Below are 13003 nucleotides of genomic sequence, written 5' to 3' on the forward strand. Positions count from 1 at the left end.
TATAACTACGAAAGTAAAAAGGTGAATAGGTCCATAAGAAAATAAACAACACTGCATTTATTTTTCTAATTATATGATAAAAAGGAAAAAAATGCACTTTAAATAAGAATATTCTAATTATTTAGACTGTGAATATTTCCAAGCTTGTCCGTATAAGCTAAAATAAGGTATATAGTATTTTGATAAATATGTTAAAAGAAGATAAATACGTTAGGGTGATATAACATGTGGCGGAAGCTTACGATTATTGTAGTATTACTTTGTTTAGCGGGATATGCAGCTTATGAACAGTTTGGTAAAAACGATCAGGAGGTCCAAGGGGAGCGCACAAAAAGTGAAGCTGCTATGAAAGAAATGATTGCAAGTAATGGTATTGAAATAGGGAAGAGTGCGCCAGACTTTGAATTAACGAAGTTAGATGGAACGAATGTAAAGTTATCAGATTTAAAAGGAAAGAAAGTGATTTTAAACTTTTGGGCAACGTGGTGTGGGCCTTGCCAGCAAGAAATGCCAGATATGGAGGCTTTCTATAAAGAGCATAAAGAAAATGTAGAAATTTTAGCAATAAATTATACGCCTTCAGAAAAAGGCGGGGGGATAGAAAAGGTAAGTAATTTTGCTAAGGAAAAAGGAATTACTTTTCCTATTTTATTGGACAAGAACATTGATGTAACAACAGCGTATAAAGTCATTACGATCCCAACTTCGTATTTTATAGATACAAAAGGTGTCATTCAAGATAAGTTTATTGGACCGATGACGCAAAAAGAGATGGAGAAACGGATTGCTAAATTAAAATAACAGTGAAAAGGTAGAGATGGAATATAATCATTTCTGCCTTTTCTTTTTCACGTAGTGAAAGCTTCATGATATGATGAAAGAAATATAAACGTTGAGAGATAAAGGAGTGTATTTGGAGTGGGGAATATATCCTTACCGTTAGATTATGTTGTAATTGACTTTGAAACAACAGGATTTAACCCTTATAATGATAAAATTATTCAAGTCGCAGCAGTGAAATATCGTAATCATGAACTAGTAGATCAATTTGTTTCCTATGTGAATCCGGAGCGTCCAATTCCGGACCGAATAACGAGTTTAACAGGTATTACAAATTATCGTGTTTCGGATGCACCGACGATTGAAGAAGTGTTACCTTTATTTTTAGCATTTTTACATACAAATGTAATTGTCGCTCATAATGCATCTTTTGATATGCGCTTTTTGAAAAGTAATGTGAATATGCTTGGTTTACCGGAACCACAAAATAAAGTGATTGATACTGTGTTTCTAGCAAAGAAATATATGAAGCACGCGCCTAATCATAAACTTGAAACGTTAAAGCGAATGCTTGGAATTCGTTTAAGTTCTCATAATGCATTTGATGATTGTATTACTTGTGCAGCAGTTTATCAAAAATGTGCCTTTATTGAAGAAGAGGCGAAAAGGAAATCGAATACAGAAGTACTTGATGAAACAGCAGTATATGAAGTGGTAAAAGAGATACTTGTACGAAATAAACGTGATATTGAATGGATTCGTTGCATGAATGTAGGGAGCTATTTAGATATAAAAGCTTTTTATCCAGTTATGAGATTAAAGGTAAAAGGGCGAAAGAAATACGTATTAACAGACATATTAGAAGATGATGTGAAAGAAATATGTACGAGTTTAGCCTGTGAACCGGCGTTAAAAAGTGAAGTTGGTAACACGAGAATTATGCTGAATAGCTTAGAGGACGTCCTGAAATTAGAAAGTTATATTTTAGAACAGTATGATTTTGTATTGCAAGCGCTGCATGATTATAAACAAAGTGAAATGAATGCAGATGAAAAACTAAAAGAATATTTGAATATTATGGTGTGATAAACTCCGTGTACATTTTACTGTACACGGAGTTTTTTTAGGAGTACTAAAACATAAAATTTTCTTGCAAATCTGATTAAATAGTTTTTCCTTTGCTCATACTATGTAATAAGAAAGCGAAGGAGAGAGGGTGAACAGCATGAGAAGAAGTCGCCGTAAATCGTTTGACGAGCTTGTGAAAGAAAATAAACAACAATTATTAAGTGATCGCGATGCAATCGATCGTATTGAAGAGCGTATTGAAAAACGTTATGAAATGAAACTTTTTAAGCAGGCTGAATAATTCTTAACACTAGTACGATACTACTGTTAAGGAGGCGATAGTAATGGGTAATCCGAAAAAGAATTCAAAAGACTTTGCACCGAATCATATTGGAACACAATCAAAAAAAGCTGGTGGCAATAAAGGAAAGCAAATGCAAGACCAAACGGGCAAACAACCGATTGTTGATAACGGTTAAAGAAAAGGAGAATATTGTATTCTCCTTTTTTATGTATAAATTTGAGGGAAGATAGGTAATTTAAGATGGTGTGTATATACAATATTAGGAGGAAAGTACATGCCAAATCCAGATAATCGAAGTGATAACGCTGAAAAGTTACAAGAAATGGTGCAAAATACAATTGATAACTTTAATGAAGCAAAAGAAACAGCGGAGCTTTCTAATGAAAAAGACCGTTCTGCTATTGAAGCAAAAAATCAAAGACGTTTAGAAAGTATTGACTCATTAAAAAGTGAAATCAAAGATGAATCTTAACAGAATGTACAGAAAGGGCTGACTTTTGTCAGCCCTTTTTCGTAATTGTAAAGTTTTCAACGAGTAAACGCCAATTTTGTGGAAATGGCAAGCCGATCTTCCAATAACTAATACCGCCAATGCCTTGTTCTTTCATTAAATTGAATTTACTTTGAATAGATCTCGCATCTTCAAACCAAACTTCGTGTTGTACACCGTTTTCGTCAAAGTAGTTGAAATGTGGAGCTTGAGCTGTGAAATCATAGCGGATAGGAACATTGTATTTACGAGCAAGTGCAACAGCTGCAACAGAGCTAACTGCTTTTGCTGGTGGGTTTCCTTGTTTGAACGGTAGTTTCCAATCGAATCCGTACAAATTTTGCCCCATCATAATTTTTTGTGGAGGCATTTGAGATTTTGCGTATTGAAGTACTTCTTTTACAGGACCGATAGGAGAAATAGCCATCGGTGGTCCGCCTTGCCAACCCCAGTCATATGTCATAATGACGACGAAATCAACGATTTGTCCTTGTGCTTTATAATCGTGAGCTTCAAAAAATTTTCCCTTTTGATTTGAACTTGTTTTCGGTACAAGTGTTGTACTTAATGTGTACCCGTTAGGCAAGCGTGTTTTTACATTTCGTAAAAAGCGATTATACGCTTCGCGATCTTCAGGTGCCACGCTCTCAAAGTCAAAATGAATGTCTCGCATACCGTACTTCTCAGCAGTTTGCAAAATATTTGTAATAAATTTGTTTTGGATTGTTGCGTCCCGTAAAATAACGGATGTTAGATCGGCACTGAAATTTCCGTTTTCGATGTTCGTAATAACGAGCATAGGGATGGTATTACCTTGCGTTGCAATATTAGCGATTTTAGCTGTTTCAGTTGGTTCTTTTAACGTACCATCTCTTTTTGCCTCGAAGCTGAAGTAAGCTAAGTATGTTAAAAATGGATTAATAGCACGTGTAGCATTAACTAAACTTTCTTTAATAGGTATAGTGGAAGGTTGTAAATAAGCGATGGATTCTACTGCACGTTTCGTCCCTTTCGGTATATATAATTGCTGTCCAACGTGGAGAATGGATTTTAAAGATAAGTTATTCACTTTAGCTAAACTAGCGAGAGGAACGTTATATGTTTGAGAGATTCGATATAGGCTATCGCCAGGCTGTACATAATAATTATTCCCTTTCGTATTCACGATCAGTGCCTGACCAACAACGAGTGTTTCAGCTGGATTTAATCCATTGTCTTTTACTATCTCGTCAGGTGTTGATCCATATTTTGATGCCAAGCTATATACGCTATCACCGCTACGAACCGTTACAATTTGAATCATATGCTTGCTCCTTTCGGTAAAAGATTCACTGTTTTTATTTTATTTTTGATTTCACTGTATTATGATTAAATGTATGCAAGGTAGCAGAAGTGAAAGAAGGCGAATATATATGTTTGTAGCAGAACATGAAGTTGAAATCCGTTATGCGGAAACAGATCAAATGGGTGTTGTTTACCATTCAAACTATTTGGTGTGGCTTGAATTAGGTCGCACGAAACTTATACAAGATTTAGGGTTTTCATATGTTGAAATGGAGAAAGAAGGAATTATTTCTCCTGTGTTAGATTTGCAAATTTCTTATCGTAAAGCAATGCGTTACGGGGAAAAAGCAATTGTAAAAACGTGGGTTGATACAGTGAGCCCGCTTCGCGTTGTATATGGATATGAAATATATAATGGTGAAGGTGAACTTTGTATTACGGCAAGTACGACAAATATTTGTGCGAAAAAAGAAGGATTTCGCCCTGTATCATTTAAAAAGTTCTATCCAGAGTGGTATGCGAAATATGAGGAAATTAAGAAAAAATAAAAAAGCGTGGCGGAAGCCACGTTTTTTTATTTTTCATAATTAAATTGCGGGAAATCATCACCGTCGTTAAATGTAACAGATAAATTATGTCCATCGAAGAACCATTCATCATCGCTTTCAATAAAGAAGTTAATACCTTCTTCTTGAATTTGAACAGCAGGATGTGCAGGATCATCTTTACGAATACCTAAAGAAAGTCCTTTTTGCACAGTACTACAACCGCCATATTGTACGAAAAGGCGCAGTGTTTCACCCGATTGTAAGTTTAATTCGTTTTTATACCATTGTGCTGCTTCTTTTGTTACGGAAAGATTCATGTATAGTTCCTCCAAATTATGTTGCTTTTTCTTTAGTATAAAAAATAACGCAAAAAGACGCTATTAATATGCTTCACGTTTTCTTTTTGCGTTATGTGGGTTACGATCTTATTTTTGCTTTTTTGAAAAGTTTGCTTTCGGTTCAGTTTTATTTATAATTCGTCCAATATTTGCACGGTGTTTATAAATAACCATACCTGCTAATAAACACATCGCAATAATGAAGATTTTATCCCCGCTAACAATTGATGCGATAACGGCAACGACAGCTGTTACCATAGAAGAAAGTGATACGTATCTTGTTGTAAATAAAAGGCTGAAAAAGACAACAGCTAAAATTGCAAAAACAACTGGTGAGTAGCATAATAGCACGCCAGCAGAAGTTGCAACTGCTTTACCACCACGGAATTTCGCGAAAATCGGATACACATGTCCAAGAACAGCTGCTAATCCGAACCATAGTGGATGAATGTCTAACGCGAAAATAATCGGTAGACTCGTTGCTAATGTACCTTTTAAAATGTCAGCAATTGTAACGATAAAACCTGCTTTTTTCCCTAGTGTGCGGAATGTATTGGTTCCGCCTAAATTACCGCTTCCGTGCTCACGAATATCAATTCCATAACCAATCTTTCCAACGACTAGTGCAAATGGAATCGAGCCAAGTAAGTAGGCAACGATAAATAAAAGATATGTAGTAACCATAAGTTCAGTCTCCTTTATTCAAATGTGTTGATAAAGGGTAAAAAGAGTTTTTCCCGTATATTGTACCATACATTTGTAAAGAGCACATTTCTTTTTTGTAAATGAAAAATTCATTATTTCGTGCAAAAAATTTCACAGGAATGTTACATTTCTCACAGAAACACTAAGACTATATGTAGTAACATTTTAATCAAAAGACAACAACATATTGGTGGAGGGTTATAAATGTTACAAAATAATACACGTGGAGAAGAAGAATTAATGAAAGTGTTTGAGACAATAGTCCACGGAAATGAACAAGATTTAATGCAAGAAAATGCAAATGTAGATGGCCGCTCTCCGATGGGAGTAATGGGAACGTTCGCATCTGAGAGTGCGAAATATTACGCTGTTGAAAATTTATTGTCAGATCAAGTGAAAAAAGCGATAAATGAAAATATATTATATCCACATGATTTAGATTTTTATGCGACAGGAACGACAACTTGTTCACAAATTCCGTTAGCGCAAATGCTTGCGAATGGTTTTCATACCGGACATGGACATATGAGACAACCGCAAGACATTAAAAGTGCATTAGCTCTTTCATCTATTATTTTTCAAGCGAATCAAAATATGCAGCATGGTGGTCAATCGTTTGCACTCTTTGATGTCGATTTAGCTCCATATGTGAGAAAAACAGTAGAGAGACATAAGAAACGATTACAGTCATATCCGCTTACGAAAGAACAAATAGAAGAGTTTGCGTGGAAAGAAACAGAAAATGATACGTATCAGGCTTGTGAAGCTTTCATTCATAATTCAAATAGTATGCATAGTAGGGGCGGGGGGCAAGTACCGTTTATTTCTATTAATTATGGAACAGACACATCGAAAGAAGGAAGACTTTTAATTAAACAACTTTTAAAAGCGACACAAGCTGGTCTTGGTAAAGGGGAAACACCAATTTTTCCTATTCAAATTTTTAAAATGAAAAAAGGTGTGAATTTTGAAGAATGCGATCCGAACTATGATTTATTTGAATTAGCGTTAGAGACAACGGCTGAACGATTATTCCCTAACTTTTCATTTTTAGATGCGCCATTTAATGCTGTGCATTATGATGGAAGACCGGAAAGTGAAGTATGTTACATGGGATGTCGTACTCGTGTTATGTCTAACATACATGGAGAAGAAACGGCGATTGGAAGAGGGAATTTATCATTTACGTCCATTAACTTAGTGAAATTAGCACTCATTAGTGGTTCACAAGAAGCGTTTTTTGAAGCGTTAAATTATTACTTAGATGTAGGAATCCAGCAATTATTAGAGAGATTTGAGTATCAATGTACGAAACGAGCAAGAGATTTTCGATTTTTATATTCACAAGGTGTATGGCGTGGTGGAGAAAAGTTACAGCCTGAAGATTCTGTAGCATCGATTTTAAAGCAAGGGACGTTAAGTCTTGGTTTTATCGGTCTTGCGGAGTGTTTAGTAGCTTTAACAGGAAAGCATCACGGAGAAGATGAAGAATCATGGAAACTCGGATATGAAATTATTTCCTTTATGAGAGATAGAATGGATAAAGCGACAGAAGAACATGAACTGAATTTCTCAGTCATTGCAACTCCTGCAGAAGGGTTATCAGGGAAGTTTGTGAAAAAGGATAGGGAAGAATTTGGCGTGATTAGCGGTATAACGAACCATAATTATTATACGAATTCATTCCATATTCCAGTTTATTATAACATTCAGGCGATAAATAAAATTCGTTTAGAAGGCCCGTTCCACGCTCTATGTAACGGGGGACATATTACGTATATTGAACTAGATGGAGCAGCAATGCATAACAAAAAGGCATTAAAACAAATTGTACAAGCGATGGCAGAGAATGGCGTTGGATACGGTTCAATTAATCACCCTGTTGACCGTTGTAAGTGCTGTAGTTATCACGGAGTTATTGGAAATGAATGTCCGAGCTGCGGAAATGAAGATGAGGCTAACATAGAAAGAATTCGCCGTATAACAGGTTATCTTGTAGGAGATATGTCGAAGTGGAATAGTGCGAAACGTAGTGAAGAGATGGATCGGGTGAAGCATAAATGAAAGTGATGAACATCATTCATGATAGTGTAGTAGATGGAGAAGGGTTGCGGACAGTCGTGTTTTTTGCGGGCTGTCCGCATCGTTGTTTCGGCTGCCATAATCCGAAATCGTGGAATATTTGTAATGGAACTGAAATGACAGTAGAAGAAATTGTGAAAGAGATTGCAAGTAATCCATTAACTGATGTAACATTTTCAGGTGGAGATCCATTTTTTCAAGCTGCTGAAGTGAAACAAGTAGCAAGAGCAGTGAAAGATTTGAAAAAAAATTTATGGATGTATACAGGTTATACGTTAGAAGAGATACAGAGTTCTCAAAATAATGATATGATAGAGTTGTTACATTATGGGGATATTTTAGTCGATGGAAGATTTGAAATCGAGAAAAAAGATTTAACACTTCCATTTCGCGGAAGCTCCAATCAACGTATTATTCGATTGAAAGAGTAAAAAGGCGGGATAGATTATATGAATAAAACAGTATTACTTGTTGAAGATGAAAGAAGATTACGTGAAATTGTTAGCGATTATTTTCGCAATGAAGGCTTTGAAGTAATCGAAGCAGAAGACGGAAAAAAAGCGTTAGAATTATTTGCAGAGCATGAAATTGATTTAATTATGTTAGATATTATGTTACCAGAAATAGATGGATGGTCTGTTTGTAGACGAATTAGAAAAGAATCAGCAGTACCAATTATTATGCTAACAGCACGTTCGGATGAGGATGATACATTACTAGGGTTCGAATTAGGTGCAGATGAGTATGTAACGAAACCTTTCAGCCCGAAAGTGTTAGTAGCTCGCGCGAAGACGTTACTGAAACGTGCGGATGGCGTGGTAGGGGTAGCAGAAGAAAATGCTATGTCTTTAGCTGGAATAGAAGTGAATCGTCTATCTAGAACCGTTTTAGTAGATGGAGAAGAAATTATATTAACACATAAAGAATTTGAACTTCTCGTTTATTTAATGGAGAACAAAGGAATTGTGTTATCACGTCAACATTTATTAGATCAGTTATGGGGATATGACTATTACGGTGATGACCGAACGGTTGATACTCATATTAAAAAACTACGAAATAAGCTAGGAGATAAAGCGAAGCATATTGGTACTGTTATTCGAGTAGGTTATAAGTTTGAAGAATAATCGTAACGGATTGTGTACTTTAGCCTAGGGAAATGTCGATTTTATATCCTCTTTGGCAGGCAGAATGTACAAAAAATACATTTCTTGTCTACAATGTTAGATAAGAGTATTTTTTTAATTGGATTTCACGATGAGTTCACAAGAAGGACACAAAACGTGACTATACTGAAAATACGAATTCACCAGAGAGGGGAAGTAAACATGGGATATTACGACGGACCAAATTTAAATGAAGAGCATAGTGAAACGAGAGAAGTGAGAAAATCAGGAAGTAAAAAAGGTTATTTTTTCACAGGTTTAGTCGGAGCTGTAGTTGGGGCTGTTTCAATTAGTTTTGCAGCACCATATATGCCATGGGCTCAAAATAATGGAGCGGCGGTATCATCATTTAGTTCAGATTCGAAAGTAGAAGGTACTGTAGTTCCTGTTGTCAATAAAGCAAAAAATGAGACTGATTTACCTGGGATGATTGAAGGCGCGAAAGATGTTGTTGTAGGTGTTATTAATATGCAACAAAGCATTGATCCATTTGCAATGCAACCGACAGGTCAAGAACAACAAGCCGGTTCAGGGTCAGGTGTGATTTATAAAAAAGCAGGAAATAAAGCATATATTGTAACAAACAACCACGTAGTAGATGGAGCAAATAAACTTGCTGTAAAACTAAGTGATGGTAAAAAAGTAGATGCAAAGCTTGTAGGGAAAGACCCTTGGTTAGATTTAGCGGTTGTAGAAATTGATGGATCTAATGTAAATAAAGTTGCCACTTTAGGTGATTCAAGTAAAATCCGTGCGGGTGAAAAAGCAATTGCGATCGGTAACCCACTAGGGTTTGATGGAAGTGTAACGGAAGGTATAATCAGTAGTAAAGAACGTGAAATTCCAGTTGATATTGATGGGGACAAACGTCCAGATTGGCAAGCACAAGTTATTCAAACAGATGCAGCGATCAATCCAGGTAATAGTGGTGGTGCGTTATTTAACCAAAACGGTGAAATAATTGGGATTAATTCAAGTAAAATTGCACAACAAGAAGTTGAAGGAATTGGATTTGCTATTCCAATTAATATCGCAAAGCCAGTTATTGAATCACTTGAAAAAGACGGAGTAGTGAAACGTCCAGCCCTTGGAGTAGGTGTTGTTTCATTAGAAGATGTGCAAGCTTATGCAGTAAATCAATTGAAAGTACCGAAAGACGTAACAAACGGTGTTGTATTAGGTAAAATTTACCCAATATCACCGGCCGAAAAAGCTGGTTTAGAGCAATATGATATTGTAGTAGCATTAGATAATCAAAAAGTAGAGAATGCTCTTCAATTCCGTAAATATTTATATGAAAAGAAAAAAGTAGGCGAGAAAGTGGAAGTTACATTCTATCGTAACGGTCAAAAAATGACGAAAACAGCTACTTTAGCAGATAACTCAGCTACAAAGAATCAATAATCGGAATAAAAGAAAGTCTCTTTCATATTGAAAGAGACTTTCTTTATCGGCTATACTAAAGGAATAGGAGGGATTAATTATGATGATTGAAAACCCAACTCGTACGGAAATTGGTGAAGTATTAAAGAAAAGCAAAACAATTGCGGTTGTTGGATTATCAGATAAGCCAGAACGTACATCGTATATGGTTTCAAAAGCAATGCAAGATGCTGGGTATCGCATTATTCCAGTAAACCCAACAGTAGATGAAGTGCTTGGAGAAAAGGCAGTTGCTTCACTAAAAGATATTAAGGAACATGTTGACATTGTAAATATATTCCGCCGTTCAGAATTTTTAATGGATGTTGCAAAAGAATTTGTGGAGATTGATGCAGATGTTTTTTGGGCACAATTAGGAGTACAAGATGAAGATACATATCAACTTTTAAAAGAAAAAGACTATACTGTAATAATGGATCGTTGCATAAAAGTAGAACATGCAATGACAAAATAGTATAGATTGTAAAGTTAGAAAGATTGCTTCAGCCCTTATTATAGATAAGTAGGGCCGATGAACGAGGTGTTCATCATGAGATTTTTTAAAGGCTGTTTTTGGGGATTGTTACTTGTAATCCCGTTTTGGATATTGATCATTTGGATCATAATAAAGGTTTGGAATGTGTAATCTTGGAATACATATCCATTTCTCGTTGACAAACGATTATTTTTCTGAAATAGTAGCCTAGAGGAATCCTTGTGAAAAAACAAGGATTTTTCTATTGAAAATGGTATATAAAAGAGATAAGATAACTTGCCAAAACTATAGTCGAGGCGTTATTCTATAATAGAAACATATGTTCTGATTTTGGATTAGGAAAGGGGCAAGGAGTTTGGCGAAGCATCAGTTCCAATATAATGAAGATGCGATTCAAGTGTTAGAAGGACTTGAAGCCGTTCGAAAACGCCCGGGTATGTATATCGGGAGCACGGACAGCCGTGGATTGCATCATTTAGTATACGAAATAGTAGATAACTCCGTTGATGAAGCGTTAGCGGGATTTGGCGACGAAATTTCTGTCGTAATACATAAAGATAATAGTATTAGCGTTATTGATAAAGGGCGAGGAATGCCTACGGGAATGCATAAACTTGGGAAACCGACACCTGAAGTTATTTTAACTGTACTTCATGCAGGCGGTAAGTTTGGTCAAGGTGGCTATAAAACAAGCGGTGGTTTACACGGTGTTGGGGCATCAGTTGTAAACGCCTTATCAGAATGGTTAGTCGTAACGATTAAGCGTGACGGAAATATTTATGAACAACGCTTTGAAAATGGTGGTGTTCCTGTAACGACGCTTGAAAAAATCGGAAAGACGAAAGAATCTGGTACGACAATGCATTTTAAACCAGATACAACAATTTTCAGTACAACAAATTATAACTATGAAACTTTATGTGAAAGATTACGCGAATCTGCATTTTTATTAAAAGGGATGAAAATCTCAATAAAAGATGAACGAAATGATTTAGAAGATGTGTTTCATTATGAAACAGGAATTGAAGCTTTCGTTTCATACTTAAACGAAGAGAAAGATTCGATTCATCCAGTTGTATATTTCTCTGGTGAACAAAATGGAATTGAGGCAGAGCTAGCATTTCAATTTAACGATGGCTACTCAGAAAATATTCTATCGTTTGTAAATAACGTACGTACAAAAGATGGTGGAACACATGAAGCTGGATTTAAGACAGCAATGACACGTGTGTTTAATGAGTATGCTCGTAAAGTTTCGCTATTAAAAGAAAAAGATAAAAACTTAGAAGGTACAGATATTCGTGAAGGTGTAGCGGCTATTGTTTCTGTACGTGTACCAGAAGAAGTACTTCAGTTTGAAGGACAAACGAAGGGGAAACTAGGTACAAGTGAAGCTCGTTCTTCAATTGATGCCATTGTATCAGAGCATTTAGCTTACTTTTTAGAAGAAAACCCGGACGTAGCTACACTTCTTGTGAGAAAAGCAATTAAAGCAGCACAGGCACGTGAAGCCGCTCGTAAAGCGAGAGAAGAAGCGCGTACTGGTAAAAAGAAAAAGAAATCAGAAGGTACATTAAGTGGTAAATTAACACCCGCACAATCACGTAATCCGCAGAAAAATGAACTGTACCTAGTAGAGGGTGACTCTGCCGGTGGTTCTGCGAAGCAAGGACGAGATCGACGTTTCCAAGCGGTATTACCATTACGTGGTAAAGTAATTAATACAGAAAAAGCAAAGCTTGCTGATATCTTTAAAAATGAAGAGATTAATACAATCATTTATGCAATTGGCGGCGGTGTAGGCAATGAATTTGATGTGGAAGACATTAACTACGATAAAGTTGTCATTATGACCGATGCTGATACAGACGGGGCGCATATTCAAGTATTGTTATTAACATTCTTCTACAGATATATGAAACCACTTATCGAAGCTGGTAAAGTGTTTATCGCACTTCCTCCTTTATACAAAGTAAGTAAAGGAAAAGGAAAAAGTGAAGTAATTGAATACGCATGGTCAGATGATGAATTAGATGAAGTAACGAAAAAAGTTGGAAAAGGTTACATGTTACAGCGTTACAAAGGACTTGGCGAAATGAATGCGGATCAATTATGGGAAACAACGATGAATCCTGAAACGCGTACATTAATTCGTGTGAAAATTGATGATGCAGCGAGGGCAGAGCGCCGCGTTACAACATTAATGGGTGATAAAGTAGAACCGCGTCGTAAATGGATTGAGCGCAATGTACAGTTTGGTATGCAAGAAGAAGGAAATATTTTAGAAAATGAAATGATCATGGAGACGGAGGTGGAATAA

Annotated in this window: 15 protein-coding genes; 12 read left to right on the top strand and 3 right to left on the bottom strand. The window is 36.1% G+C overall.

From position 1 onward, the window contains the following. The first annotated feature begins 225 nt into the window (after positions 1–225). The 5 genes from PDK19_RS14510 to tlp all read left to right on the top strand — a co-directional run bounded on the left by PDK19_RS14510 (position 226) and on the right by tlp (position 2624). Complete coding sequence (locus tag PDK19_RS14510) at positions 226–801, top strand: TlpA family protein disulfide reductase (RefSeq protein WP_074615064.1); 576 nt, start codon at positions 226–228, stop codon at positions 799–801. Positions 802–918: 117 nt separating this feature from the next. Next, on the top strand, positions 919–1866 hold the full coding sequence (locus PDK19_RS14515) for a 3'-5' exonuclease (protein WP_270707416.1): 948 nt from the start codon (positions 919–921) through the stop codon (positions 1864–1866). Between the two features lie 139 nt (positions 1867–2005). Next, the gene (locus PDK19_RS14520; RefSeq protein WP_001254697.1) at positions 2006–2149 is read left to right on the top strand and encodes an FbpB family small basic protein; all 144 of its coding nucleotides are present in this window, start codon (positions 2006–2008) and stop codon (positions 2147–2149) included. A 43-nt stretch (positions 2150–2192) separates the two neighbouring features. Next, positions 2193–2327: an acid-soluble spore protein SspN gene (sspN, locus tag PDK19_RS14525; RefSeq protein WP_000527987.1), complete on the top strand. Its 135-nt coding sequence runs from the start codon at positions 2193–2195 to the stop codon at positions 2325–2327. Positions 2328–2426: 99 nt separating this feature from the next. Beyond that, positions 2427–2624, top strand: coding sequence for a small acid-soluble spore protein Tlp (gene tlp / locus PDK19_RS14530; RefSeq protein WP_001133509.1), 198 nt, complete (start codon positions 2427–2429; stop codon positions 2622–2624). A gap of 28 nt (positions 2625–2652) precedes the next feature. On the opposite strand, the gene PDK19_RS14535 is transcribed toward tlp, so the two are convergent. Further along, positions 2653–3945, bottom strand: coding sequence for a glycosyl hydrolase family 18 protein (locus PDK19_RS14535; RefSeq protein WP_000614837.1), 1293 nt, complete (start codon positions 3943–3945; stop codon positions 2653–2655). A 109-nt stretch (positions 3946–4054) separates the two neighbouring features. Between PDK19_RS14535 and PDK19_RS14540 the strand changes: the two genes are divergently transcribed. After that, positions 4055–4474: an acyl-CoA thioesterase gene (locus PDK19_RS14540; RefSeq protein WP_000495815.1), complete on the top strand. Its 420-nt coding sequence runs from the start codon at positions 4055–4057 to the stop codon at positions 4472–4474. Between the two features lie 26 nt (positions 4475–4500). Here PDK19_RS14540 and PDK19_RS14545 read toward each other — a convergent pair whose 3' ends face one another. Together PDK19_RS14545 and plsY are read right to left on the bottom strand one after the other, a co-directional pair. Further along, on the bottom strand, positions 4501–4791 hold the full coding sequence (locus tag PDK19_RS14545) for a HesB/YadR/YfhF family protein (RefSeq protein ID WP_001054446.1): 291 nt from the start codon (positions 4789–4791) through the stop codon (positions 4501–4503). Positions 4792–4899: 108 nt separating this feature from the next. Further along, positions 4900–5496 (bottom strand): glycerol-3-phosphate 1-O-acyltransferase PlsY, encoded by a 597-nt coding sequence (plsY, locus tag PDK19_RS14550; RefSeq protein WP_000258965.1) that lies wholly within the window; start codon positions 5494–5496, stop codon positions 4900–4902. Between the two features lie 225 nt (positions 5497–5721). On the opposite strand from plsY, the gene PDK19_RS14555 reads away from it, so the two are divergent. From PDK19_RS14555 to parE, 6 genes are all read left to right on the top strand, one after another. Beyond that, on the top strand, positions 5722–7581 hold the full coding sequence (locus PDK19_RS14555) for an anaerobic ribonucleoside triphosphate reductase (protein ID WP_074615063.1): 1860 nt from the start codon (positions 5722–5724) through the stop codon (positions 7579–7581). Beyond that, the gene (nrdG, locus tag PDK19_RS14560) at positions 7578–8030 is read left to right on the top strand and encodes an anaerobic ribonucleoside-triphosphate reductase activating protein (RefSeq protein ID WP_074615062.1); all 453 of its coding nucleotides are present in this window, start codon (positions 7578–7580) and stop codon (positions 8028–8030) included. Before PDK19_RS14555 ends, nrdG begins: the two co-directional genes overlap by 4 nt. Positions 8031–8048: 18 nt before the next feature. Further along, complete coding sequence (locus tag PDK19_RS14565) at positions 8049–8726, top strand: response regulator transcription factor (protein ID WP_001044683.1); 678 nt, start codon at positions 8049–8051, stop codon at positions 8724–8726. 201 nt (positions 8727–8927) lie between these two features. Continuing rightward, positions 8928–10169, top strand: coding sequence for a S1C family serine protease (locus PDK19_RS14570; protein WP_000542636.1), 1242 nt, complete (start codon positions 8928–8930; stop codon positions 10167–10169). 79 nt (positions 10170–10248) lie between these two features. Beyond that, positions 10249–10662 carry a CoA-binding protein gene (locus tag PDK19_RS14575; RefSeq protein ID WP_000972423.1) on the top strand — a complete coding sequence of 138 codons (414 nt, stop codon included), beginning with the start codon at positions 10249–10251 and terminating at the stop codon, positions 10660–10662. A 376-nt stretch (positions 10663–11038) separates the two neighbouring features. Continuing rightward, positions 11039–13003 carry a DNA topoisomerase IV subunit B gene (gene parE / locus PDK19_RS14580; protein ID WP_001062200.1) on the top strand — a complete coding sequence of 655 codons (1965 nt, stop codon included), beginning with the start codon at positions 11039–11041 and terminating at the stop codon, positions 13001–13003.

This window comes from Bacillus cereus group sp. BcHK124 (assembly GCF_027712065.1).
GTDB lineage: Bacteria > Bacillota > Bacilli > Bacillales > Bacillaceae_G > Bacillus_A > Bacillus_A pacificus.